The 22,703-nt window shown below is 42.0% G+C and carries 23 protein-coding genes and 3 tRNA genes; 7 read left to right on the plus strand and 19 right to left on the minus strand.

Annotated features, from left to right (window positions below; genetic code table 11):
• The first annotated feature begins 9 nt into the window (after positions 1-9).
• On the plus strand, positions 10-1,926 hold the full coding sequence (locus tag IDJ75_RS01630; protein WP_191173872.1) for a SusD/RagB family nutrient-binding outer membrane lipoprotein: 1,917 nt from the start codon (positions 10-12) through the stop codon (positions 1,924-1,926).
• Positions 1,927-2,323: 397 nt separating this feature from the next.
• Positions 2,324-2,677, plus strand: a complete 354-nt coding sequence (locus IDJ75_RS01635; RefSeq protein WP_191173873.1) for a hypothetical protein — start codon at positions 2,324-2,326, stop codon at positions 2,675-2,677.
• A 77-nt stretch (positions 2,678-2,754) separates the two neighbouring features.
• On the opposite strand, the gene IDJ75_RS01640 is transcribed toward IDJ75_RS01635, so the two are convergent.
• The 3 genes from IDJ75_RS01640 to IDJ75_RS01650 all read right to left on the minus strand — a co-directional run bounded on the left by IDJ75_RS01640 (position 2,755) and on the right by IDJ75_RS01650 (position 5,907).
• Positions 2,755-3,438, minus strand: coding sequence for a hypothetical protein (locus tag IDJ75_RS01640; RefSeq protein ID WP_191173874.1), 684 nt, complete (start codon positions 3,436-3,438; stop codon positions 2,755-2,757).
• A 340-nt stretch (positions 3,439-3,778) separates the two neighbouring features.
• On the minus strand, positions 3,779-4,288 hold the full coding sequence (locus tag IDJ75_RS01645; RefSeq protein ID WP_191173875.1) for a hypothetical protein: 510 nt from the start codon (positions 4,286-4,288) through the stop codon (positions 3,779-3,781).
• Between the two features lie 164 nt (positions 4,289-4,452).
• The gene (locus tag IDJ75_RS01650; RefSeq protein ID WP_191173876.1) at positions 4,453-5,907 is read right to left on the minus strand and encodes an RtcB family protein; all 1,455 of its coding nucleotides are present in this window, start codon (positions 5,905-5,907) and stop codon (positions 4,453-4,455) included.
• 349 nt (positions 5,908-6,256) lie between these two features.
• Between IDJ75_RS01650 and IDJ75_RS01655 the strand changes: the two genes are divergently transcribed.
• Positions 6,257-7,858 (plus strand): RNA 2'-phosphotransferase, encoded by a 1,602-nt coding sequence (locus tag IDJ75_RS01655; protein WP_191173877.1) that lies wholly within the window; start codon positions 6,257-6,259, stop codon positions 7,856-7,858.
• Between the two features lie 118 nt (positions 7,859-7,976).
• Here IDJ75_RS01655 and IDJ75_RS01660 read toward each other — a convergent pair whose 3' ends face one another.
• Positions 7,977-8,528: a hypothetical protein gene (locus IDJ75_RS01660; protein WP_191173878.1), complete on the minus strand. Its 552-nt coding sequence runs from the start codon at positions 8,526-8,528 to the stop codon at positions 7,977-7,979.
• A gap of 110 nt (positions 8,529-8,638) precedes the next feature.
• Here IDJ75_RS01660 and IDJ75_RS01665 point away from each other — a divergent pair, with 110 nt between their 5' ends.
• Positions 8,639-9,526 (plus strand): LysR substrate-binding domain-containing protein, encoded by an 888-nt coding sequence (locus tag IDJ75_RS01665; protein ID WP_191173879.1) that lies wholly within the window; start codon positions 8,639-8,641, stop codon positions 9,524-9,526.
• A 123-nt stretch (positions 9,527-9,649) separates the two neighbouring features.
• On the opposite strand, the gene IDJ75_RS01670 is transcribed toward IDJ75_RS01665, so the two are convergent.
• From IDJ75_RS01670 to IDJ75_RS01680, 3 genes are all read right to left on the minus strand, one after another.
• A tRNA-Lys gene (locus tag IDJ75_RS01670) sits at positions 9,650-9,722 on the minus strand.
• 130 nt (positions 9,723-9,852) lie between these two features.
• Positions 9,853-10,866: a WD40/YVTN/BNR-like repeat-containing protein gene (locus IDJ75_RS01675; protein ID WP_191173880.1), complete on the minus strand. Its 1,014-nt coding sequence runs from the start codon at positions 10,864-10,866 to the stop codon at positions 9,853-9,855.
• Positions 10,863-11,270, minus strand: coding sequence for a DUF2147 domain-containing protein (locus tag IDJ75_RS01680; protein WP_224746449.1), 408 nt, complete (start codon positions 11,268-11,270; stop codon positions 10,863-10,865). The genes IDJ75_RS01675 and IDJ75_RS01680 overlap by 4 nt, the downstream gene beginning before the upstream one ends.
• 148 nt (positions 11,271-11,418) lie before the next feature.
• Between IDJ75_RS01680 and IDJ75_RS01685 the strand changes: the two genes are divergently transcribed.
• Positions 11,419-11,502: transfer RNA gene (locus IDJ75_RS01685), tRNA-Leu, on the plus strand.
• 79 nt (positions 11,503-11,581) lie between these two features.
• Positions 11,582-11,665, plus strand: a tRNA-Leu gene (locus tag IDJ75_RS01690).
• A gap of 13 nt (positions 11,666-11,678) precedes the next feature.
• Here IDJ75_RS01690 and IDJ75_RS01695 read toward each other — a convergent pair.
• The 3 genes from IDJ75_RS01695 to IDJ75_RS01705 are packed head-to-tail and all read right to left on the minus strand — an operon-like array spanning position 11,679 to position 12,855.
• Positions 11,679-12,134, minus strand: a complete 456-nt coding sequence (locus tag IDJ75_RS01695; RefSeq protein ID WP_191173882.1) for a type 1 periplasmic-binding domain-containing protein — start codon at positions 12,132-12,134, stop codon at positions 11,679-11,681.
• A gap of 5 nt (positions 12,135-12,139) precedes the next feature.
• Positions 12,140-12,394, minus strand: coding sequence for a hypothetical protein (locus IDJ75_RS01700; RefSeq protein ID WP_191173883.1), 255 nt, complete (start codon positions 12,392-12,394; stop codon positions 12,140-12,142).
• The gene (locus tag IDJ75_RS01705; protein ID WP_191173884.1) at positions 12,391-12,855 is read right to left on the minus strand and encodes a lysozyme; all 465 of its coding nucleotides are present in this window, start codon (positions 12,853-12,855) and stop codon (positions 12,391-12,393) included. Before IDJ75_RS01705 ends, IDJ75_RS01700 begins: the two co-directional genes overlap by 4 nt.
• Before the next feature lie 240 nt (positions 12,856-13,095).
• On the opposite strand from IDJ75_RS01705, the gene IDJ75_RS01710 reads away from it, so the two are divergent.
• The gene (locus tag IDJ75_RS01710; protein ID WP_191173885.1) at positions 13,096-14,226 is read left to right on the plus strand and encodes an acyltransferase family protein; all 1,131 of its coding nucleotides are present in this window, start codon (positions 13,096-13,098) and stop codon (positions 14,224-14,226) included.
• On the opposite strand, the gene IDJ75_RS01715 is transcribed toward IDJ75_RS01710, so the two are convergent.
• The 9 genes from IDJ75_RS01715 to IDJ75_RS01755 form a co-directional block, all read right to left on the minus strand.
• Entirely contained in the window at positions 14,183-14,977 is a 795-nt protein-coding gene (locus IDJ75_RS01715) for a LamG domain-containing protein (protein ID WP_191173886.1), read from the minus strand. The genes IDJ75_RS01710 and IDJ75_RS01715 overlap by 44 nt on opposite strands.
• Before the next feature lie 2 nt (positions 14,978-14,979).
• Entirely contained in the window at positions 14,980-15,414 is a 435-nt protein-coding gene (locus IDJ75_RS01720) for a hypothetical protein (protein WP_191173887.1), read from the minus strand.
• A gap of 2 nt (positions 15,415-15,416) precedes the next feature.
• The gene (locus IDJ75_RS01725) at positions 15,417-16,697 is read right to left on the minus strand and encodes a collagen-like protein (RefSeq protein WP_191173888.1); all 1,281 of its coding nucleotides are present in this window, start codon (positions 16,695-16,697) and stop codon (positions 15,417-15,419) included.
• Positions 16,697-17,311 carry a DUF6712 family protein gene (locus IDJ75_RS01730; protein WP_191173889.1) on the minus strand — a complete coding sequence of 205 codons (615 nt, stop codon included), beginning with the start codon at positions 17,309-17,311 and terminating at the stop codon, positions 16,697-16,699. Before IDJ75_RS01730 ends, IDJ75_RS01725 begins: the two co-directional genes overlap by 1 nt.
• A gap of 84 nt (positions 17,312-17,395) precedes the next feature.
• On the minus strand, positions 17,396-18,667 hold the full coding sequence (locus IDJ75_RS01735; protein WP_191173890.1) for a hypothetical protein: 1,272 nt from the start codon (positions 18,665-18,667) through the stop codon (positions 17,396-17,398).
• Between the two features lie 11 nt (positions 18,668-18,678).
• Positions 18,679-18,927, minus strand: coding sequence for a hypothetical protein (locus IDJ75_RS01740; protein ID WP_191173891.1), 249 nt, complete (start codon positions 18,925-18,927; stop codon positions 18,679-18,681).
• A gap of 72 nt (positions 18,928-18,999) precedes the next feature.
• Complete coding sequence (locus IDJ75_RS01745; RefSeq protein WP_191173892.1) at positions 19,000-19,587, minus strand: hypothetical protein; 588 nt, start codon at positions 19,585-19,587, stop codon at positions 19,000-19,002.
• Between the two features lie 110 nt (positions 19,588-19,697).
• Positions 19,698-20,906, minus strand: coding sequence for a hypothetical protein (locus IDJ75_RS01750; RefSeq protein WP_191173893.1), 1,209 nt, complete (start codon positions 20,904-20,906; stop codon positions 19,698-19,700).
• Between the two features lie 113 nt (positions 20,907-21,019).
• The gene (locus tag IDJ75_RS01755) at positions 21,020-22,198 is read right to left on the minus strand and encodes a head maturation protease, ClpP-related (protein WP_191173894.1); all 1,179 of its coding nucleotides are present in this window, start codon (positions 22,196-22,198) and stop codon (positions 21,020-21,022) included.
• Between the last annotated feature and the right edge of the window lie 505 nt (positions 22,199-22,703).

The raw sequence follows: 22,703 nt of genomic DNA on the forward strand, positions 1-22,703 counted from the left end.
TTCATAGATATGAAAGCGATATTAAAAAAATCATGCCTTGTGCTTACGGCCACAATGATGCTGGCATCGTGCAAGAAGTTTGATGAGATGAATAATAACCCATTCGCTGCAAGCGCGGATCAGGTTCAAACCGAGTATTTTATAAATAACTCAATTATAGGCGCCCAGCAAGATCCGGGCTTGTCAGAACGTATGTTTATCCTGTATTGGGTTCCGGGCGGCCGTGGCCAACAGGATGAGGATGGTGAAACCTTCTCTCAAGGTTCGTTTGTTGACGATTGGGCGTCTGAATATTACAGGCAATCATCGCAATGGCAAAATAATATCAATACAGCTATACAAATTGGTACAGACCAAATTGCAAAAGGCACATCTAAACCATATACCAACAATCTTATACAAGTGGCAAGGATATGGAGAGCTTATTTGATGAGTGAGTTTAGCGATACTTTTGGCCCTATGCCAACGGATGCTTTCCAAGGCAAAAACCCTGAATTTCAGGATGTTAAAACGGTTTATTATTTCGCCCTTGCAGAGCTAAAAGATGCGGCTTCAAAGCTTGACCTTGCAGTAGCTAATACGGATGTGGTGAAAAAAGAAGATCCGGCCTATGGTTATGATTATGCTAAATGGCGTAAGTATGCTAATTCCATGCGTATGCGTCTAGCTATGAGGTTATCAGAAGTTGATGCGACAAAAGCCGAAGCTGAATTTAAGGATGCTGCTAACGGTGGTGATTACATCACCGATGCTGCTGACATGTTTGCTATACAGGAGTTGCCAAATAGCTATAACCCGCTTAGCAGTGTATTCAGAAAAGAATCATCATGGATGGGTTTACCAATATCTGCAACTTACAATAACCTGGCCGTTGGTTTAGGTAGTGTAAAATCTGCAGATCAGTTAGGTGCCGATTACCAGGCTGCAATTAAACCGGCTGATTGGTTAGGACAGAGATATACAGCACAGCTTGCCACCAAAACTAACGACCCAATGGCTGGTTACTGGTTAAATGGTTTACCTAATACAATTGACCCGCGCGCTTATAAAATATTCAGCATCCCGGGTGATATCACTAATGCAAATTACCCAGCTATAGGTGGCTCATTCACTACTTTTACCGGCCCTATAAAAGATGCTTCGGGTGCTACTATAAAAACGCTTAATGCCAAGTACACCTGGAACGCTAAGTCTGACGGTAACTGGGGTGAAAAAACAGCGCTTAACCAGCCTATTGTTACAAATGGCTGTAAGCCGTTAACAAATTTAGTTTACAGGAATGGTACAAACAAAAGGGTGTTTTTTGGCCCATGGGAAACATACTTCCTTTTAGCAGAAGCTGCAGAACGTGGATGGGCTACACCTGTTAGTGCTAAAACTGCTTACGAAACCGGTATTTCTAAAAGCTTTGAATACTTTGGTACATCAGCTAATTTAAGCACTTACCTGGCCTCTACAGATTATAACCGTGCAGGTACCTCTGTTAACTGGGATAACGTAACAGAACCACCTGCAACTCATATGATGAATTATGAGGATGGCATAAGCGGCGTAGCCGGGACTGTTGCTGTTGCCTATCCTAAAAATGATCTTTATAAATCAGGTATGGTTAGAAATGATCATTTAACAAAGATCATTACCCAGAAATATTTGGCGCAATTACCTTGGTTGCCATTAGAAACATGGAGCGACCACAGAAGGTTGGGGTTGCCTTTCTTTGAAAATCCTGCGGTTGAACAAACAATGCCGGATCTGCCAGCTTTAAACAGCGGTAATTATATGACCGGGAATATCAAATTCTTGCCTCAGCGTGTAAAATATCCGTCTAACTTGAAAAATAGTAATGCAGCCGGATATAACAAAGCGGTAGCGGCCTTAGGTGGCGCAGATGCTGTTTTAACACCACTATGGTGGGCACAACACTAATTAGTATTTAATTGAGATTTAGTGTTTTGATTTTAAGGGAAAAGAGGTGCCAAAAGCACCTCTTTTTTGTTTAATTGTATACTATACGTTTCAATAAATATACCAATACCAAATTTAAAGTGTTCACGTTCACTGCCGTGAACGCTTGTGGATATTTGCTAATGCATTGATTATTAATGATTTTATAAAAATGCAATTTGTGGTTTTTATTTAAACGTTTGAAAACCAGCTTAATATGTTAAATGGCAGTTTTCAACTTCTGCCAAACGTTTCAAAAACGACCTTTTTCGCCCCTGAAACGACCTTTTTGTGCCTGATAATTAGTTCTATTTTAGAACAGGGTTGGAAACTTTTATAAATGGGGGCTCTTTTTGAAAAGGTTTAGGATATTTACGATATGGAAACCGTAACGCCCGAACAAGCAAATTATATCATTAAGCATTACTTAGGGCTGCTTACCGAACCGGAGATGATCGCGTTAAAGCATCATCGCCATGCATTGAAGTTACATGAATTGCCTGATAGCGAATTGCGAACTAAAATATACCTGCGCAACCAATGGCTAACCGAAGAGCCTGAAATATTAGCGCAACTGGACGAAGGATATGTACAGTTTATATTAAGCTGCGCCGAACGCATATTAAAAGAGCATCCTAACGAAGTGTTTTTCAACCTGTGCCCTAAGTGCGGTAAATTGGCCAGGACACCGCAGGCACAGCAATGCCGGGTTTGCGGGTTTGATTGGCATTAATTGTTGTTAAGCTGAAAGCTTAACCTATTTTGGGTCGAAGTTGGAAACTTCGACCAGTGGGGAGGATAGATTATTAATTATAAATATTTATTAAGCGTATTAATTGTATTTTCAAGCATAGCATCAATTTTGCCGTCTAAAAGTTCTTGATAAGTGGAACGGTCCATAGTTGAAATGTCAACTATATAGCAATCTTTGGGTTCTATTGTATGTCGTTTTTCAAATAAGAATGAAAGATATCTAAATAGAGATTCTGAAAAAATACCTAAGTCATCAGGCTTAAAACCATCTAACCAACAAACAAACCAAAGCCCACCCACTTTTTGCTCACCGTCAATTTCGTAAGAAAAAATGCAACTGGGAATTACCTGTATTGGAATGCCTTTAATAGTCAATGTAAGTTGAGGATTGGCAAGAATTTGTATATTACTTGTTGGCCACCAACTTTCAAAATCAAAACCTATATAATTGTATAGTATTTCAAGATTTCTTTTGTGCATAGTTCGTGTTCTCTCCAACTTTGCAGAATTATATGCATTTGTAACCTCGTCAATTTTATCTTGTATTAACTTGTTATCATTTTTTTTAAACGCGTTACTTACACAACTTATGCTTCTTACCCAATAATTTCCACCGCCGTCACCGCTGTCTGATTTTGGTTTTTTAGGTATTTTTAAATTGTTTACAAAGGTTGCTTGGCTTTTTTCAGAGAGTCTTCTGAATTTAACCAATTCCATAACAGGTACTTTTTTTGCAATCATGCCTTATTTTCCTATTGAATTTATACTATTATAATTGGTATTATTAGTATTAAATAATATTAATTATTTAAATATCAGAAATTTAAATTCAATTACTAATATAATTGGTGTAATGTTGAAAAGTAGCAAATAATACTGAATAAATACTTACCATCTATGCCCTAACACCAAAACCCTTCCCACCTAAACCCAATTGTACGGAAAGCCCTTTTCCATCAGCGGCTTGGAGGGAAAGCGGGGCTACCCTAAGATATTACCGCTGTATTTGCTTTTCTAATACACACACATAATCAAAAAACACACCCCTAACCCCCCCCCCTCAAAAGGGGAACCATAGTGGTTAAATATTACTGTTAAAAAGTTCAGCACATTCGGCTTTCCATTGTATAAAATAATCTCTGGCCATTTCATCAATGTTTTCGCGTGTTGCCCCATCCCAGTACCATTGCTGTTCGGAATATTCCAGGTCATCATAAGCCCAATACAACAGGTAGAAACCACCAAAGGATGAATCGTGATCAAGTTCAAAGTACATGTCTTTTACGATGCCCAACATGGCAATAAATTTAACTTCGCCAGTAAGGGCCTTATCCACTAAATAGCAAACATATTTTTTCAGGATTCGCTCGCGGTTGTTCAAAGCCAGATTGAGCTCAATGAAAACCCTATCCGTTAAGCTTTGCAGTTCGAATTGGTTGTATGGCTGTATCTCACCGGCAAGTATTACTAAGTTTTCTGTTTCAAAACCGGCTTCAAGCATATCATAAGCCCAGTTAACCCATGTTTTGTCTATAGCACGGCCAAGCACTTTAAAAGCCAGTATTTCGGCAGTTGAGGGTATGGGTTTCATTTTGACTTTATTAATTATCTTCTTTTAATTATTAATGTTGAGGGGGAACTTTGGCGGTTAAACCCCTCCCTGCCTTTGCGCATTTCCTTCGACAGGCTCAGGATGACAGCCGCACCCTCAACGTTTGGGGGGATTATTTAATTCTCCCTTCAGGGGGGCGGGGGCTAATCCTCCGGCTTCTCCCTTGCATCTGCCATCCTAACAATTCTCGGCTCAAATTTAGCTAACACCTCCACCAAATCATTTTGTGCGGCCATTACGGTGTGGATATCTTTATAGGCCATCGGTGCCTCATCCACATCGCTGCCCATTAGGGTAATGCGTTTATCAATTAGGTTGGCGGCAATGGCGGCTTTGTCCAGTGTTTTAAACGCCGCGCTCCGGCTCATGGCCCTGCCCGCACCGTGGCTGGCAGAATTTATGCTGGCCGCATCGCCTTTACCACGCACCAAAAAGCCGGGCGTACTCATGCTGCCGGGGATAATGCCTAACACACCTTCGCCGGCCGGGGTAGCGCCTTTCCGGTGCACCATTACTTCGGTACCGTCGGCCAGTTGCTCTTTCCAGGCAAAGTTGTGGTGGTTCTCAATCATGCTGATAGGTTTTACACCTAATGCGCGGGCAATTTTGTTATGAATTTCGTGGTGGTTGGCGCTGGCATATTCGCCGGCCAGGTTCATGGCTATCCAGTATTCCTGTCCTTCGTCCTTATCCAGGTCCAGCCAGGCCAAATGCTTGGCTTCGGCAGGGAGCTTGGTTTTGGTCATGGCTATTTTGCTGTAATAGTCGGCCACACTACCACCGAAACCGCGTGACCCGGAGTGCGATAATAAAGCCAAATACTTACCTGCTGGGATATCATTTAAAGCGCCTTCGGTTAGGTCCAACTCGCCCCATTCCACAAAGTGGTTGCCGGTACCACTGGTCCCTAATTGCGCATAAGCTTTATCTTTAAGCGTGCGGATCAACTTGGTTTCGCCCCAGGTCTTGCTGTCAAACAACGAGCTATCGAAGTACGATTTGGTGGTACAACCCATCCCAAAGTACGTGTTATCAACCAGTATGTTCTTCAGCTTGTCGGTTTCGGTATCAATGGCTTCGGCAGGCAGGTCGAAAATGCTTAAGCACATCCTACAGGCAATATCAACCCCAACCGCAAACGGTATAATGGTATTGGCCGTAGTGGCCAGCACCCCGCCAATAGGGAGGCCGTAACCCTGGTGCGCATCGGGCATTAAAGCCCCGGCAACGGCAATGGGCAATTGTATGGCGGTACGCATTTGTGTTAAGGCACCCACCTCAATATTTTCTAATCCCCACACCGGGAATTCTGCTATCTCTTCCTTCAGCTTAAAGTTGCTGCGTTCCTGTTTTACAAACTTGCCTTCTTTACGCATGGCGATCACGTTCTCGGCCAGGTTTTTAAACTTGCCGCCCTTCTTTAAGGTGTAGGGCATAGGGTCGTCAATCAAAGCTTCCAAATTAGCAAGGATATTGGCTTTGTCCATAACAGCGTGCTTTAATAAACCATTAGCCACGCGACTGAAGTTTACCAATACCTCCACATCATTAATGCCTAATGCTTTTAATTCGTTGTTGCCTATTTTTTCCTTTTCCATAATCTTAGTACTAAAGGTATCATTTAACCATTAAAGTCTCCGGGCCAAAACCCCTCTCCCCATATCGGGAGAGGGGGCGTTCGTGAACGCGTTCAGCCTTTCGACAGTACAAAGAGAAACATCAAGTGCGCAATCTATTTGCGTAGTAAAAAATAATTTATAAATTCAGCAAAATATTTTCAAAGCCGCTTAGTTGACTCACCCGGTCTACGCTGCGCCGGACCACTCTCTCTTTGCCTGTGGCGGAAAGAGGGGCTTGCTTTTTCTTCTCACCCTCTTTGCGAAGCAGAGAGGGTCGACAAGCAGAGTGATGTCGGGGTGAGTAAATTCGCGAAGTAATTTTAAATGCATGCCCGTTAACCGCAACGCCCTTATCCGCTATCGCACCATTGATCAGTGCCTGCAAAACCGCCACAAGAAATGGACGCTTGACGGCCTGATAGATGCCTGCAGTGATGCCATTTACGAATACCAGGGTATTGATACCGGTGTAAGCCGCCGTACCGTACAGGCCGATATAGAGATGATGCGCAGCAATAAGCTGGGTTACGAAGCGCCTATTGTAGTAGTTGATAAAAAGTACTATACCTACAGCGATAAAAACTACAGCATTACCAATAGTCCGCTTAACCAGCAGGATATGCAGGTACTGAGTGAGGTATCGGACTTATTAAAGCAATTTAAAGGCTTTAACCACTTTACCGACCTTAACGAAATGGTGAGTAAGCTGGAGGACAAGATATACAGCCAAAAAACGCAGGGCACGCCGGTTATTGATTTTGAGAAGAATGATAACCTGAAAGGGTTGGAGTGGATAGAGGCGATCCGCAAAGCGGTTGTAGCGCAAAAAACAATGTGCATTACCTATCAGTCGTTTAAAGCCAGGGAGGCCAGTACTTTTTGTTTCAGCGGATATTTGCTGAAAGAGTACCGCAACCGTTGGTTTGTATTGGGGCGATCGCATGCGAGGAACGCTCCGTTGCTTACATTAGCGCTCGACAGGATACAGACCATTGAAGAGCACCCGGAAGATTACCGGCCAAATACTACTTTAAACCTGGCTACTTACTATAATGATTGCATAGGGGTAACCAAATCACCGGGCCAGCGCGATTGTGAGGTGATCTTCTGGATAGATGCAGCGAGCGCACCTTACGTGGTAACCAAACCCCTGCATCACACGCAAAAATTATTGAGCGAAGATGGGAATGGAAAAATATTCAGCATCAGGGTAATACTGAATTTTGAGTTGGAGCGCGAGTTATTGGGTTTTGGCGCTAAAATGCGTGTGCTGGGGCCAAGGGTACTGGTAAAACAGTTAAAAAGCCAACTGGCAAAAACTTTAGATAATTACGGCAGGGACAGCACAACGCCACCTGCTATTACCTTAACTTTAAATGAAACGATGAAAGAGAAAGATACAGCACACATCAGTAAATTTTTAAGCCTTGTACTAAGGCACCAGCCGCAGCTAATTGGTATAGAACTGGATGCGCAGGGCTGGGTAAGCGTTGATGAACTATTGAAGCAGGTTAATGCGCATGGGCATAGTTTAGATGCAGAACTGTTAAACCATGTAGTTGAAACCAACAGTAAAAAGCGTTTTGCCTTTGATGAGAGCAGGCAAAAGATCCGCGCCAGCCAGGGGCACTCGGTTGAGGTTGAATTGGGCTACCAGGCTCAGGTACCACCAGAGGTACTATATCACGGCACGGGTGAAAAGTCCGTTGCTTCTATTCAAGCTACCGGGCTCGAAAAACGCAGCCGCCGGCATGTGCATTTAAGCCGTGATATTGAAACTGCCAAACAGGTGGGCAGCAGGCACGGTAAGCCGGTAGTTTTTAACGTACTTGCAGCCGAAATGCATCAGAAGGGGTATGTATTCTACCTGTCTGAAAACAAGGTTTGGCTTACTGACGCGGTGCCTGCCGAATTTTTGAAATTGCAGTAAGCATTAAAGCGATTGCTGGCCATTACAAAGTTATCGCCACCGTATTCAAGGGCCGCTTTTATCACGATGTCCTTACAGTAAACATGTACCGGGTAAAGATCATGCTCAAAAGTTTTTATCAGATGCCGTAGTTACCGGTGAGTGCTTTTTTTTCTATACTTTTTGCAAACAACGGTGTTTCTTCGTGGTTGTGCGCGTCTGAGGCAACCTGGCGGTCATGAGCGGCCTGTGCCAAAGTTATATTATGTGCTTTTATAAAGTCAAAAAAATCGGGCGTAGCTGTAGCATGAATTTCATTGATGTATTCACAGGTATTTTCATCTAATTTAACGGCTTTTAATTCCCATAATACCTGAACCTTACTGCGGCCATTTGCGGAGATTGCATCAGATACAGATAACATCCGGCAATAATCAGCCCTGTATTCTGTAGCTACATAATGTTGAATTATTAATGCACCGCCAATAGTTTCAACGTTGATGGACATAGGTTCGCCATTCATTGTACGGGTAAACCCCGCGGCAATATGAGCGGAGGAACATTTTTGATATTCTTCATCCGGCAGATTAAATAACCAGTCGGCAATGTTTACTTTTTCAATCGGCGCATTTATAACAGCTTTAACAGTTGAATGCGAAAGCGCATTTTCTGAGTTTTGTAAGATTTCCATATGTTGTTTATTGTTTGATTAACCAAAGGTCAGCATTCGATAGTAATCGTCTAAACTCTTATTTTCGATAGAATTGATCGTTAAAACCGATCAATTTGTTATTTTTAAATATGGAACTTAGGCAACTCAAATACTTTATTAAAGCAGCAGAACTGGAAAATTTCACGGAAGCTTCAGGGGCTTTATATATTACACAAAGTACTTTATCTCAACAGATCAAACAGTTAGAAGATGAACTGGGCATACCTTTATTTGACCGGATTGCCAGGCGGGTTCGGCTAACAGAAGCCGGAAGGATGTTTTTGCCGTATGCTAATAAAACGGTCAGAGATGCCAACGATGGTAAAAACATATTAAAAGATCTGATGAGCCTCAGTACAGGAACTCTGAAGATCGGGGTTACCTATGGATTAACACATCTGCTGGCCGTGGCTATCATGGATTTTTCGAAGCAGTTTCCGAATATTTACCTGGAAATCATTTTTGGTACCACACAAGATCTGCTGGATAAACTTGAGCAAGGCCGCATCGACATGATGCTGTCCTTCTCGCAGGAAGAAAAACCAGGCGGCTATAAGATCGAACGACTCTTTTCTTCGTGCCTGGCGCTGATTGTACATGGTGGTCATCCTCTGGCCGCAAAACGGCAAATCAGTGTCAAAGAATTAAAAGATGTGCCATTGATATTACCGTCTAAAGGATTTAGTATTCGTAATTACTTTGATCGTTTGCTGTTACAGCACAATGTAACAATTGATATGCAAATGGAAGTAAATGACATTAATATGCTTTTACAATTAGTGGGCAGCGGCAACTGGGCGACCATACTCATGGGCTCTTCGATTTTTAACCACCCTGAATTAAAAGCGGTAAAACTCACCGGTGATAATATGACACGAAATGCTAACATTACTTGGCCAGTAGGCATTTACTGCAAAAAGTCTGCACTTTTAATGTCACAATTATTAACTATTCATGCGAAAGACTATCATTTCTGATACGATAGGATAAAATGAGGTAATCTCGTAGCTAAGATTAGCAAGAAACCACTTCCAGCGCTGCTTATGAGGTTCTTATGGGTATAAAAAAAGGAAACAACCTGAAGTGGTTGTTTCCTTAAGTGATCCCGCTGGGATTCGAACCCAGGACCCCAACATTAAAAGTGTTATGCTCTACCAGCTGAGCTACGGAATCAACTTTTAACTTTTTCGATGTGTTATCGTTTCCGTTTAAAGTGGTGCAAATATAGGATTATTTATAATTGCCTGCAAGCCTATTTTTAATAAATTGTAAACTTTACAATAAGTGCTTCACACACACAAATTTAAAATTTAAAAAATCCTAATCTGCCTCTATCCCCGGCAAGCAAAATAAGGTTTCCGCGCTTTGCTTTTCGGCAAACGTTATAACTTACCTCATCAATCTTACGCCATGTTTTACCACCATCTATTGTGATATTAGTTCCTGAGGTGCCGGTTGACAGAAAAATATCATCCTTTATATATTCAACACATGATTGATACCCCGCTGGGCCAACCGTAGGTAGCTCCTTTTTAAATTTTGCTTTGGATTTGGGAATAAGATAAGCCACCGAATCTGTCAGCTTATCTTTTGCATAATTGCCGCCAACAATAATTGTTTGGTTATTGCCATAAGCAACCGAAAATGCCCCACGGCTTGCAGAGCCATTGGTAAGTGGTAAACTCCGGCTTGTCCATTCCTGTTTTTCTATTGGCGAAACAAGCATACGGCTATTACTGCCTCCGGTAACGATAGTAATTGAGGTGTTAACGCGCAGGCAGGTGCCGCTCGCTGCAAAGGCAGCCTCGTCCTTCAGTGCAATAGGTGGATTATTGGATGGATTCCATGTTGCGCCGCCATTTATGGTTTCTAACAATAAAAATTTACCACCAATTGGGTCGCCCAGAACAAAGCCATGTTGCTTGTCCGAAAAATCCATAGCATCTAAAAAGTAAGTGCTGTCTGTTTGTTTGTATTTTGTTTCCCAATGGGTGCCACCATCAATAGTTTTTAAAATATACGCTGGTGAACCTGATGAAATAATGACTGCTTCTTTATCTGAAAAGGCTTCAATATCTCTAAAATCGGATTTTTCGAACCCTTTAATTTGTTGCCAGTCCCAATTAGCGCCTCCATCTTTTGTTATACCAATAGTGCCTTTTGTACCGCTTACCCACGCTATTTTATTGTTAACAACAGATAAGCCCCGGATACTAATTGGTTTATTTTGCTGAATAGGTATAACCTTTTGCGCATTTACACTTATTGAAAAGGCTAAAAGACATGTTAATATATAAGTAATGTATTTTATCTTCATTTTACACGGGTCCAGTTTTCGCTTCGGCCTAGTAATGATATTCCTATGTAACCTCGTATTTTTAATATATCACCTTTAAGTGTCATCTTGCAACTGTAAGTTTTGCCGCTTTTGGGGTCATAAATAGTACCATTTTCATATACATTATCGCCGTCAAAAGTGAAATTCTTTAATAGTTCGAGGCCAAGTATGGGGCGCGACTGCAGGTTTTTATCAGGGTTACGATCATCTAGTTTGGGTTTTCCGTTATCATTGTTAGGTACTTTTATCCATGAAAGCTTACCAAAGAATTTACTTTCCTTTTTATAGACCAGTATCTGACCTTCGCCGTTTGCGCTTAACCATTTACCTAATATGGCGTCGGCATTTTGCGCAGATGCCGATATTGAGCATGCTGCTATCATTATTATTAAGCAGAGTTTTTTAACCATAAATTTTATAATTGATAGCCTAAGTTACCGTTTGAAATTGGGTTTGCCAATATGAAGCTTATTTTTTGCATTTATTTTAGCCGCATTGCATAAAACAATTATATTTGCAACCTCATAAAATGCCCGGATGGCGAAATTGGTAAACGTTGCGGTCTCAGAAGCCGTTGAGAATTGTCTCTTGAGAGTTCGAGTCTCTCTTCGGGCACATCCATTAAAAGTCTTAAGTCTGTAGTTCAATGCCGGGAGGTTAGGATTGCTGACTTAAGACTTTGTACTTGATAAAAGCCCGGGTGGCGAAATTGGTAGACGCACCATCTTGAGGGGGTGGCATTCGTAAGGATGTACGAGTTCGAATCTCGTTCCGGGCACACACATTCCGAATCACTTGCTAGCGATCTTGAATTTGTTTTGGTAATACCATTCCAGGATGCAAACCCCATCAGCCCAGCTAAGCTTTCCATCTGCCGCAACCTGTGCAATTAATATTGATAGATTATGTAAAAAAGCGCTTTTGATTTCTCCATCCAGCGTTTTTAAAGTTTCTACAGCACATTTGGTTATTTCCTGTGGATCTGTTAAGTCGCTGCATTGATCGGTAAGCTTTAGATCGGTTAATATAACAGGGATACCTGCACGCAATGCCTGTTTTATTTTATCATCAATTTCGCCGGGAATTATAGCGGTAAGTATATCGGCAATAGGGGAGTCGATAATAGTTTTTATATTTTCTGTAATGATGATGCCAATGTGTACGGCCGCTTTTAGTTTATCCGGAAAGCTATTAAATAATGACTTTATGGCTCCCCATAGTTTAGTTAAGAATGATTTGATACTCATATTTATTATTGTTTGTTTTTTACTGATTTAATATCCTCTACCTCCCGCTGTAGTACAGTTACCTGCCCCTCTAAAACGCGGAGGCGGACCTCATTAACCCGGTTTTGAGCTTCTTGCTGAACCTTTACTTCGCTTATATCACTTTTTAATTGAAAGTAAGACGTCATTACAGATGTAACGATGCTGGCTGTGCTTAAAATGGTGACCACGATATTCTTAATTGTTATGCCTTTTAATTGGCGGTGTTCAATAGATGTCATACTGATAGAAATAATGCGCGCTCCTGTGCGCGCCTTAGTGAAAGAGTTTTGAAGGGAACCTTTTTGCCTGTTTGTGGATCTGTTATTTTATTCCATAACAGAAATTGATCTGCGGCATTTTGATAATTGCCGGCGTTTAACATTTTAAACAAAGTTGAAGACGTTACTGCCCCGGTACCCACGTTGTATATGAAAGAAACTAACGCATCAAATTGATTTTGGCTTAAGGCTACTTTTGCACCCTTGTTAACTGCTTCAACATATTTGCTTAGTGTGTTTATGAATAGTGTATTAGCTTGTGCTTCGTCGGTTAGTTTATCGCCGTGTTTTACAGCCCTGCCATCCGGGTAACGGGTAGAACCATATCCAATGGTCCAAACACCGGCCACATCTTGATAGGCATTTAATTTAAGGCCTTCAAAACTCTTAATGAGCTTGATACCATTATTACTTAGTTTCATAATTGTTTTATTATTTTCGTTTTTATAAGACCTTTATTAATGCTTGAATATTTTAGAAAATTTAACTCTAAGCTTTTTTATAATGAAATAGCTGTACTGCCTTTATTACAGCCAAATCATTTACCGGGTCTCGGCAAGATGCTCGTGCATTGTTTTTTTTGTTTGTGAGAATTATAGGAAAGGAGCCGGGGCGTTATTAAATTTCTTACTTTCGCTATTTAGAAAGCCATTTTTATTTTCATGCTTAAGTTTTTAAAAAAAGTTAACACTAAACTTTTTTCTGATTTTATAGTTACACCAACCTTATTGCAGCCAAATCATTTACCTGGTCTCGATGGGTTAAGAGGGGTCGCAATCATTATCGTTCTATTTAGCCACTTTTTCAAGGGGTCTCCTTATGCAAAAAGCTTTCCCGGAGACACAGGTGTTGAAATATTTTTTGTTATCAGCGGTTTTCTAATTACGTCTTTGCTACTTAAAGAAAAAATCAAAACTGGCCGCATTTCATTAAAACATTTTTACATCAGGCGTATTTTAAGAATACTCCCTTTAGCTTACCTGTTCTTAATCGTATTGGCTATTTTGAACGCTTGTCTGTCGTTAAAAATCCCTTTTAACGCATTTTTATCTGCCTCTTTATTCTATCAAAATATCCCTAAGCTTAATACTTACAACTGGTTTGTTGCCCACTTTTGGAGTCTTTCGGTGGAAGAGCAATTTTATTTTACCTTTCCTTTCCTGTTGGTATACGATTTAAATAAATACATTAAAACTATTATTCTGATTATAGTTTTAGTGCCAATTATAGCCCTACTAGGGTACACTAAGACGGGGATATTTTACAGCAACTCAATAGTGCATGCCGCCGCTTTCGCCATAATAAATTTGCTAAGCAAAACGGTATGTATTTTAGTTGGTTCGCTTTTATCTATTATGATGTTTAAAGGCTTTTTTCAATTTAAGTCTAATTCAAACAACCGGTATTTTAGTTTATTGCTTTTAATTGTTGCTATACTAATACATACTGAAACTTCCACGATCAATATTCCGCATTGTGGCCTCTTGTTGTTCCCATTAATTATTGGAATAGTCATTATTTTAAACTTAGACAAGGCAAGTATTTTAACAAGGTTGTTGGCTAATCCGTTAATTACTTACATCGGTTTAATATCCTACAGCTTATACATTTGGCAGCAACTATTTTCATCCCCCGGTGATCGTTTAATTAAGTCCCTACCTATGTGGCAAAATTTAATACTGATGTCGGTAATTGCTGTAGTATCTTACCATTTAGTTGAAAAGCCTTTTATTCGACTAAAAAAACGCATCAAAAATAATTTAGGGGATAATTCGGTAATGCCGGGTTTGTAACCATACCCGGATTAGGCAATGCATGGTTGTTATGCCCTGAATAATCACGCATACCAACATGCATTTCTGAATTGTCCTGTAATAGCGAAAAATCCAAATTTTCAAATGCTTCAAATTTATACCAGGTTAATAAACCCTCAGTAATGGAAGCATTATTTCCCAAACCAATATTATAGTTTGATACTATTTCAACATCGCTTATTATCCTATTATACACCCTAAATTCATCAACGACCAGTTTGCCGCTACCAGCTGAATTTCTGTCTAATAATCTTATTTCGTTAAAAGGTGCCTGAGTGTAGGCGCCAACCGAAACGGATATAGCAGATGCTACATTACCATTTACTATAGCCTTGGCTCTATTCGCAACAAAATCAACTGTGAACACAATATGATTCCACACGTCTAAAACAAATTGCGTCGTGGTAACATTAGTATTGGCTGGGAAAAAAAATGAAAAACAATTCTCGCCCGGCGGCCTAATTTGCACATATGCGGATTTACCCGAACTATCTACCCATAGGAAATACCCTTGGTATGCGCCAATGTTTGCAAGGGCAGGTTTAGTCCAAAATTCTAACGTGAATGTCATAGGCACTAACTGACCAACTAAACCGGGTACAGTAAAATAGTCAGTATCATTGACCCCCTTAAAGCTCTTATCAAAACCGAAAGGTGCAGGCAACGCCCTGTTAAAGCCAACACCTTTTGACCCTCTAATTTTAGGGTTTAATCCATTTCTTGATGCCATAATTATGCTGCGTATGAGCCGCCGCTTGTTGTTACCGTAATTGTTTCACCTGCGGATAATGCACTTAGCAGTTTCATTTCTAAATTCATATTATAGTTCAGGTCAATAAACGGGTTACCGTCGCTATCAATTTGCAGCCACGGCAGGTTACCTCTGTTTAAACCCGAAACTATCGGAACCGAACCATTAGTGCCAGCGTTGGCGGGTATAGTGATAGTGCCCATTGGTGCAATCTCCCCGCTTATAACATTATGCAACTGTAATAACATGTATTTCTGCGTTGCCGCGCTTGATGATATTGCCAAAAAATTAATCCTACTTGCGGGGTCTGCGGGTGCATAAGTTTGTTTTGCTGCTGTGCCATCTGCACTTGTGAATGATATTGGCCTAACACCAATTCCTTTTGTAAAAGCTACTATTTCGTTATAAGCTGCCATGATTATCTATAATTTGATTTTTTAAAAATTTTAAGAATTACACTTTCCTGATTGATGCTACCAATACTTGTACTTACCTCGTTTATTGCATCAACAAGATTGTTCTTTGCGGCGGTAGATAATTGTGATTTGTCGCCAATAGTATCAATAAACTGCGATCTTGTTAAATACTCAGCACCAGGAGCTGGGGTTGTTTCACTGCCAGAAGGGGTGACTAATGCAAAACCCACTTCGATACAATCAAATGGTAATGATGGCTTCACAGGATTAGCTGACGTAGTACCAGTAAGCAAAGCAATTGTATTAATTACATCTGCATATATAAGATCGATGCGATTATTTATACCATCTGCAGCGGCTAAGACCAAGTTGGTACTGGTTAGAATCTGATAAACGTTATTATTGATTCTCCATGATCCTGCTGCTACAGTAACATTTCCGCCAGATACAGATAGCTCCAATCCTGAAATTATACCATTTGGCGCATGTAGATTTCCACCTTCCGCTGCATCTACCCAACCCGTATCAAAATCAGCATCACTTAATTTACTTAATACCTGGCCAGTTGTGCCACCTGTTGCAACACCAACCCCGGGTTCTCCGCTAGGTCCGTCTTCACCCTGAGGGCCGGGTTCGCCCTGTTCACCGGTTAAGCCGATAATTGAGGTTCCCAGTCCCCATTCGCCACCTGTCTTAGGGCCGAATAGCTGATAGGTGTTTGTGTTAAGATAGAAATCGCCGTTGGTGCCGGTTGTGGAGTTTGACGGATTTGAGGTGCCATTCAAAATAGTTTTACCATTTGCACCGGTTGTGCCTGTATCTCCCTTATCGCCTTTAGGCCCCTGAGGGCCGGTTTGCATAGAAAATACTTGTGTCCATGTTCCTGAGGCCTTATGATAAAAGATGCCGGTATCTATATTGATATAGGTATCGTTATTGCTGCCTATGCTGCTTCCTGGTACACCAGAGCCATACAAAACTGTGCTATCGCTGCCGTTACTAATGGGTAAAGTATATTTTACAGACCATGTGCCGGATTGTTTTAGCGCGAATGAGCCGGCAGATGTATTGATAAAAACATCGCCATTTTTGCCGTTTGTATTTTGCGGGAGGGTAGTGCCAAATGAAATATTTGCACCGGGATTTATACCTTCCTGAATAAACTCAAGCAGGGTGGTAAAGTTGTATTGATAGTCGGTTCCGCTGCGTACAAGTAAGGAAACATCGGCCGCAGCTATGGTTGATATTACCGGTAGCTCGCTTATTTTTTTGTCTGTTGCCATTAATTTAAAAAATCGGTTATTAATTGGTTGGTGCTAAAATTGTCGGCGGGGAAGTTGAAATCAGTAATATCAATCGAGCGGATACGCGGCCCCGCCTGCCTGGCGCTTTTGTTTTTACGGTTGTAATGCCAAACCGGAAAATCGGATTGGTGATCAGACAGGAACCGTTCGGTTTCATTAGCATAAGCATTGGCGGTACTGCGTTGTTGTTGTACCAGCTTTACAATATTTTTTGCAGGTAAAGCATCTGCATTGTCATAACGTTTGGTCACAGGGCCGGTTGCTGTGTAGTGTATGCTGTCGGCCTCAATAAATCGGGCAAAGGCAAAGTAGGAGAGCACAGGCTGTAATCCCTGGTATAAAACAACATAACCTTGATCATCTAAATATTCGCAACCATTAACCAGGTCTTTATAGTGTTGCGGGGCATCATCTTTTAAGATCCCATCATCCTCTAAATGCTTAATCAGGTCGTAATACAGGATGTAGCCTAAAAATGGCTTCAAATCAAGTTCCTGAGCTTTTTTAATAAATACCTTTATACGCTCGGGCTTTATGTTTACGGCGATATCTTCGTATCGCTGTAAGGTTTCGGGGGTAATTAAATTTAACATGGCATAGTCCTCCAGTCCCCGCCAGCCGGCGGAGAAGTTTTAGTTTATTCGTGTGAATTATGTTTTGTTCGCCGGCTGGCACTTTCAGGCACACATGGCTTCTGCTTCAGCCTGTTTAAAGCCGTAAGCGTAGATCAATGTGGCTATTTTTGTTTCTGCGGGAATTGGCGATTGCAGCAGTTGGTTAATAGCAGCGCCTGCTTTAATTCCTATGGCATCATCTGCTACAGTTGCCGGTATTGGGGTTATGGCCCAGTTTGCTTTTGGATTGATGTTAACAAAGTAATGGCTGAATAACTCCTCCATAGCTTCGCTTAGTTCCAGCCTGTCGGCTGCAGTATTGTCATTAAACTCGCGGATAGCTTCTTTTTTTTCACCTCCATTGCTTAACCCTGATGATTTTTCGGCATTGATCAATTCCCTTGGGACGGAGAATCCTTTGATGATGCGTGCTTCTACAGACCGCTCTGTAGTTTCAAAAAGCTTATCGTTGTTTTGAATGGCATACGGCTGAAACTCGGGTTTGGCGCTTTCGTCCTCATACTCTATCACAATTATTTTTTGAGCGCTTTTTGCCCCCTGGAAACTACCCAGGTCTTTTTCTAACTGGGATGGCGTGTTCGATTTGCCATTGTCCGCGCTGTTATCCGCTTCCTCGCGGCGCGATTGCATAAACAGCATGGTTGACGGCAGGAAACCGGTTGTTACCTCGCGGTTATTGAAGATCTTGATGCCAGCCTCGGTCTCAAAATCTTCCCAAACAGAGTCGGCCTCTATCAACGGGTAATCACAAACTTCGGGGTTAAAATAAAAGAGCTGCCCTTTGTAATTATCCCAGCCGCCCGCAGCCTTAACCTGTTGTTTTATGATCGTTTCATCGGGGTTGTATTTATCCAGGAAGGTGATCTTGCTGCGCATGATATTTTTCCAGGTTTTTCGGCCCCAGTCGTTATAAATGGCAAACTTTTCGGCGGTTTCAGCACTGTCTGTATCGCCCATGCGGATGTCTTCGAACTTTACATAGTTAACCGATGCAATTTTAAAATTGGCGTTGTAATTAACATGTATGCCAAAGCCACGGAACAAGGCTTTATCTGTAGCAATAGCTTTTAAAAGTTTTGTTACGGTTAACCCTTTACTGTTGATGATGTGTTTACCAAATGATGTTTCTTCGAAACCATTACCGGCAATAAATTTGGCCCGCTTGTTCCAGCAATCTTTAGCGGTAGGAGATTGGCCCACTAATTCCAGCATGCGTTGCGGATAGGCGTTATCCGTATCGTAATTGAGTATGCCAAAGGTTTGATTGGGCCTTACCAGTATACGCCGTTCAATTTGTGGTAAGTAGGTTTTCATAATTTATAAGATTATTCTGATTTTGATGATTCCACCGATCTTTTGGGAATCCTTTTTCGTTTGATTTTAACACCAGGTTTTTCATCTTTTTGGCTTCCCGACTTCCCGTCTTCCATACTTTCAAACAGCTTTGCTATATGCGGATATCGTTGTAAATACCATTCAGCTTCCTCGTCGGTAAGGTTATTGTTGCTGTGCACTGCTGCCGAACCCGGCGCAAATTGATGAGTACCCGGTTTAAGAATATATTTTTTGGTCATTCGGGTTTTGTTTTAAGTGATAATTGCTTGAGAGAGGGTAACGGGCAATTGTTACCCATCAATCAAAACATATTAGGCAGCAACCAACGCCTCAAGTGCGGCAATAGTGCTGGCATAAGTTGCTGTGCCACTTACGGGTGGAATTGATACAGCACGTGGAGGATATGGCTCTTTCAGCTTATCCGGGTTGGTTAACTTGATCTTGTAACCGCCGTCTAAAGTTTCATCGGCTGCGTTACGTTCTGCTTCAGTTACGATGAGGCCGTTTACAGCGCCGAATAGCTCAACTGCTGAGTCGCTGTCTTTGTAGTTATTTACAGCTATTGCTTTTACGCGGCCGTAGCCCATCGCCATTAATTGTGCCTTAACATCAGTAGATAAACCGGCAATGTTAAAATCTATCTCCTCGGTATAACGCGGGCCAACCTGTGTTTTGGCCAGTTTGCTCATCGTGTTGAAGCTATTGTTAGTCCCCTGGAATTTATAAACCTTAGCTGTGGCAACCGCGGTAATATCTTTAATGATAAGCGGGTTGGTGGTATCGTAAGTGAGTACAAAATCGTCTTCGTTAAATATGTATACCACATCTTCTATACCTGCGGTAACAGGTTCGCTTGTGCCAAGGCTAAAGCCGGCGTTTATTTTATTGTAAATTGACATGTTGTTGATTAGTTAAGTAGTTGATTAAGTGAATAGTTGATTGGTTGTACTGGCTGATAAGGAAGAGGTAAGAACTACTCACTCAATCAACCAATACATCACTCAAGCTGTTAAGCAGATAGGTAAAACAGCTCGTTAGCGAATTTGAAGTTTACGGCCGCTTTCATACGGGCTTTCATGCGCACCACGTTATCGTTGGTGTAGGGCTTCATGTAAACGGTTGATAGTTCTGAAGCATCGCCTAAAAGATCTACCCCCAGGAACAGGTTTGACGACCTTGCACCCAAAATGGTGTTGGCCTGCCAGTGGTTCATCAGTTGCAGCGGTACACCCAGGTAATCCATCTTTTTAGGGTCGGTAAAGGCGTTTAGTACGTTTACGGCTTTATCTGCCTGTGCCTGTGCATATGCATAGCCAACATGTAAAGGGATCTGCAGATTAAAATCTTCCTGGCTGCGGTCGGCAGGGTCTAATTGGGCATAGATGCCGGTTAATACGCCTAATACGTTGCTTGCATTAATGTAGCTAACGGTTGCTGCAGTTGCTGTGCCGCTAAAGATTGCCGCTTTGCGTGTGTTCACCTCGTTGTAGTTACGCACCAGTTTAAATGTGGTTGCACTGGCTACCTGTATAAAGTACGATTGACCCGCTACATCGATACCTGCACCACCATTTGTAGTGTCTTTAATAGCACCAGTTACGCCGGTAATGGTTACCACATCGCCATCTCTTAAGGTTGAAGTGCTGCTTACCGTTATCACGCCCAATGCGCTGATAGCCGTTGCCACCATTGAGGTTTCTGCTTTGCCCAGGCCTACTTTGTACACGTCGCTTGCTGCCGCGATAGACGGCAATAAACCGGTGAATGGTGCTGTAAACGCCGCCTCTTTGGTAGAACCTTTGCCCAGCCAGTACAAGCGCTCGTTAGCTATTTGTATTTTAGTTAAGTAGCGCTGCACCATAAAGTCGCTCAGGTCAACAACGCCTTCGTAATCAAGGAACGCGCCGGGTTTAAGCTGCTGGCTTTCCCACGATTGTACCAGCTTGTCCCATTGTTCCTGTTTCATAAATTCGTACACAACCGGGTCAAGGTAACTTTCTGTTTGTGTGGCGGTGGTGCCCTGGTCGGCAAATATGCCCGATGGGTTTTGCAGCACCACGTCGTCGTCCACATCAAGGATGATCTTGCGTTGTTTTACGTCGTTAATAACGGTTAGCAGCCCACGCTTTACGGAGTCGGCCTCCAGCAGCGTGCTTGCCATAAATCCCGCCAGCGCTTCGCCGGCATAGGTGTTGTTTGTGAATGTAAATTGAGCCATTTTTTAATTTAGTATTGTTGATTTTAGTTTGCCGTTTGCCGTGGGCAGTTTGCAATGGATAAGATTGTATTGTAGAAAGGATTGGCTGCTAACTGCAAACCAATAACTGCCAACTATTTCCCTACCGCTCTTTTAACCGCGTTTTGTGCCAGTGTACTTTGGGGGGCAAAGAAGGGTTGTGTTTCGGTTTTGGCCTTGCTGCTGCGTTTTGATCCTTCGGGGGTAAAGTCGCTTTTTATTTCGTTCTTCACCTCTTCTCGGGTTTTGGTAAGGCGGGCCTGGGCTTCTTCTAACGCGGCTTTTGCCTCGTTAAGCAGTGTGTTTTGGGCATGCAGGCGGGCTTTTATTTGCTGTAGTTTATTTTGTATTTCGCCCGGTTTTTTTGTTGATTTAAATTTAGTTTCTGGTAAATCTTCTTCGTCCTCATCATCTGCAACAGCAGGTGTTACCTTTTGCACTTTGCCTTCATTTATGGCTAATTGCTGGCCTTCGGCAGTGGTGTAGGTGTCGGTTACGGCTGGTTCGGTTAGTTCTTCGTCCTGGTAAACTTCACAGCCTTCGCCCATTTCGCCGCTGTGGTGCAGGGTGCCTTTGTCTGTAATGGTTTGTTTGTTTACCACCCGTTTAAAAAAGTTCATGATCTTGTCTAAAACCGAGGTGGTTTTTTCAATCAATTCTCTGTTGTCCATGTTCATATTGCTTTTGTTTGTTAAGATTTTGTTGATGCAGCGCTGGTAAACTGCCGGTGCCGTATCGGTATATTTTTTTATTAATGCGCTGTTAATGATGGTTTCGCTGTAATCTTCAATTACATCTATAAAGCCCAGGTTCAGGGCCTGGTCGGCAGTCATCCAGGTGACGGAGTTGATCAAACTATTAACGGTAACTCCGTCCAACCCGGATTTGTCCATGTAGATCTGCGCCAGGCGCGATTGCACTACATTTAACATCTGCACATCTTTTAAAAGCTCATCGGCATTGCCGCCGCTGCCCACCATAGGTTTGTGGATCATGAGCAGGGCGTATTTGCTCATTACTATTTTGCTGCCCGCCATGGCCACTACCGACGCTGCCGACGCCGCAAGGGCATCTATATAGGTGGTAACGTTGCCGGGGTATTTTTTCAGCAGGTCGTAAATGGCTATGGCATCAAAGGCCGAACCACCTACCGAACTGATGTGTACCGCAACATCGGCGCCGGCAGCTGCATCTAATTGTGATTTTACATAGGCGGACGACAGGCTCCCCGAGCCAATGCAATCCGTTTCGGTATCGTATAGGTATATTTTCATTTTTTCAATTAGTGATTTAGTGATTGCACTGGTTAGGGTGTCTGAACCTTGATTTAAGGAATTTCCTGAGGGCCTTGATTTAGAAATCTTGAAATCAAGGAAATCATGGTTCAGATACGATTGGTTTTAAATGCCGTTTGGCATAGTTTAAGCTCTTAATTGTCATGGTGAGCTTGTCGAACCATTAACCGCTTTGTTAGGTCTTCGACAGGCTCAGACTGACATAAGTAGGAAACGTGGTGATAACCGAACTATACAAATATCAGGACTATTATTGGTTACGATGGTGACAGTACTTTGTCAGTAATCTTTTTTCCGTTATCCCGGTTGTCAAGGGCATTTTTCATGGTGAGCTTGTTGAACCATTAGCCGCTTTGTTAGGTCTTCGACAGGCTCAGACTGACATAAGTAGGAAACGTGGTGATAACCGAACTATACAAATATCAGGACTATTATTGGTTACGATGGTGACAGTACTTTGTCAGTAATCTTTTTTCCGTTATCC

Origin of the sequence: Mucilaginibacter rigui, assembly GCF_014773275.1 — a bacterium.
In the GTDB taxonomy this organism is placed as follows: domain Bacteria; phylum Bacteroidota; class Bacteroidia; order Sphingobacteriales; family Sphingobacteriaceae; genus Mucilaginibacter; species Mucilaginibacter rigui_A.

What these genes read in the sequence shown, in the direction of transcription:
- IDJ75_RS01650 (WP_191173876.1), bottom strand. Translation starts at nt 5,907, where the DNA reads ATGGAAAAGGAAAAAATAGGCAACAACGAATTAAAAGCATTAGGCATT.
- IDJ75_RS01715 (WP_191173886.1), bottom strand. Translation starts at nt 14,977, where the DNA reads ATGGCATCAAGAAATGGATTAAACCCTAAAATTAGAGGGTCAAAAGGT.
- IDJ75_RS01655 (WP_191173877.1), top strand. Translation starts at nt 6,257, where the DNA reads ATGCCCGTTAACCGCAACGCCCTTATCCGCTATCGCACCATTGATCAG.
- IDJ75_RS01755 (WP_191173894.1), bottom strand. Translation starts at nt 22,198, where the DNA reads ATGAAAATATACCTATACGATACCGAAACGGATTGCATTGGCTCGGGG.
- IDJ75_RS01735 (WP_191173890.1), bottom strand. Translation starts at nt 18,667, where the DNA reads ATGAAAACCTACTTACCACAAATTGAACGGCGTATACTGGTAAGGCCC.
- IDJ75_RS01675 (WP_191173880.1), bottom strand. Translation starts at nt 10,866, where the DNA reads ATGAAGATAAAATACATTACTTATATATTAACATGTCTTTTAGCCTTT.
- IDJ75_RS01680 (WP_224746449.1), bottom strand. Translation starts at nt 11,270, where the DNA reads ATGATAGCAGCATGCTCAATATCGGCATCTGCGCAAAATGCCGACGCC.
- IDJ75_RS01635 (WP_191173873.1), top strand. Translation starts at nt 2,324, where the DNA reads ATGGAAACCGTAACGCCCGAACAAGCAAATTATATCATTAAGCATTAC.
- IDJ75_RS01720 (WP_191173887.1), bottom strand. Translation starts at nt 15,414, where the DNA reads ATGGCAGCTTATAACGAAATAGTAGCTTTTACAAAAGGAATTGGTGTT.
- IDJ75_RS01725 (WP_191173888.1), bottom strand. Translation starts at nt 16,697, where the DNA reads ATGGCAACAGACAAAAAAATAAGCGAGCTACCGGTAATATCAACCATA.
- IDJ75_RS01665 (WP_191173879.1), top strand. Translation starts at nt 8,639, where the DNA reads ATGGAACTTAGGCAACTCAAATACTTTATTAAAGCAGCAGAACTGGAA.
- IDJ75_RS01705 (WP_191173884.1), bottom strand. Translation starts at nt 12,855, where the DNA reads ATGAAACTAAGTAATAATGGTATCAAGCTCATTAAGAGTTTTGAAGGC.
- IDJ75_RS01640 (WP_191173874.1), bottom strand. Translation starts at nt 3,438, where the DNA reads ATGATTGCAAAAAAAGTACCTGTTATGGAATTGGTTAAATTCAGAAGA.
- IDJ75_RS01750 (WP_191173893.1), bottom strand. Translation starts at nt 20,906, where the DNA reads ATGGCTCAATTTACATTCACAAACAACACCTATGCCGGCGAAGCGCTG.
- IDJ75_RS01630 (WP_191173872.1), top strand. Translation starts at nt 10, where the DNA reads ATGAAAGCGATATTAAAAAAATCATGCCTTGTGCTTACGGCCACAATG.
- IDJ75_RS01745 (WP_191173892.1), bottom strand. Translation starts at nt 19,587, where the DNA reads ATGTCAATTTACAATAAAATAAACGCCGGCTTTAGCCTTGGCACAAGC.
- IDJ75_RS01695 (WP_191173882.1), bottom strand. Translation starts at nt 12,134, where the DNA reads ATGAGTATCAAATCATTCTTAACTAAACTATGGGGAGCCATAAAGTCA.
- IDJ75_RS01645 (WP_191173875.1), bottom strand. Translation starts at nt 4,288, where the DNA reads ATGAAACCCATACCCTCAACTGCCGAAATACTGGCTTTTAAAGTGCTT.
- IDJ75_RS01700 (WP_191173883.1), bottom strand. Translation starts at nt 12,394, where the DNA reads ATGACATCTATTGAACACCGCCAATTAAAAGGCATAACAATTAAGAAT.
- IDJ75_RS01660 (WP_191173878.1), bottom strand. Translation starts at nt 8,528, where the DNA reads ATGGAAATCTTACAAAACTCAGAAAATGCGCTTTCGCATTCAACTGTT.
- IDJ75_RS01740 (WP_191173891.1), bottom strand. Translation starts at nt 18,927, where the DNA reads ATGACCAAAAAATATATTCTTAAACCGGGTACTCATCAATTTGCGCCG.
- IDJ75_RS01710 (WP_191173885.1), top strand. Translation starts at nt 13,096, where the DNA reads ATGCTTAAGTTTTTAAAAAAAGTTAACACTAAACTTTTTTCTGATTTT.
- IDJ75_RS01730 (WP_191173889.1), bottom strand. Translation starts at nt 17,311, where the DNA reads ATGTTAAATTTAATTACCCCCGAAACCTTACAGCGATACGAAGATATC.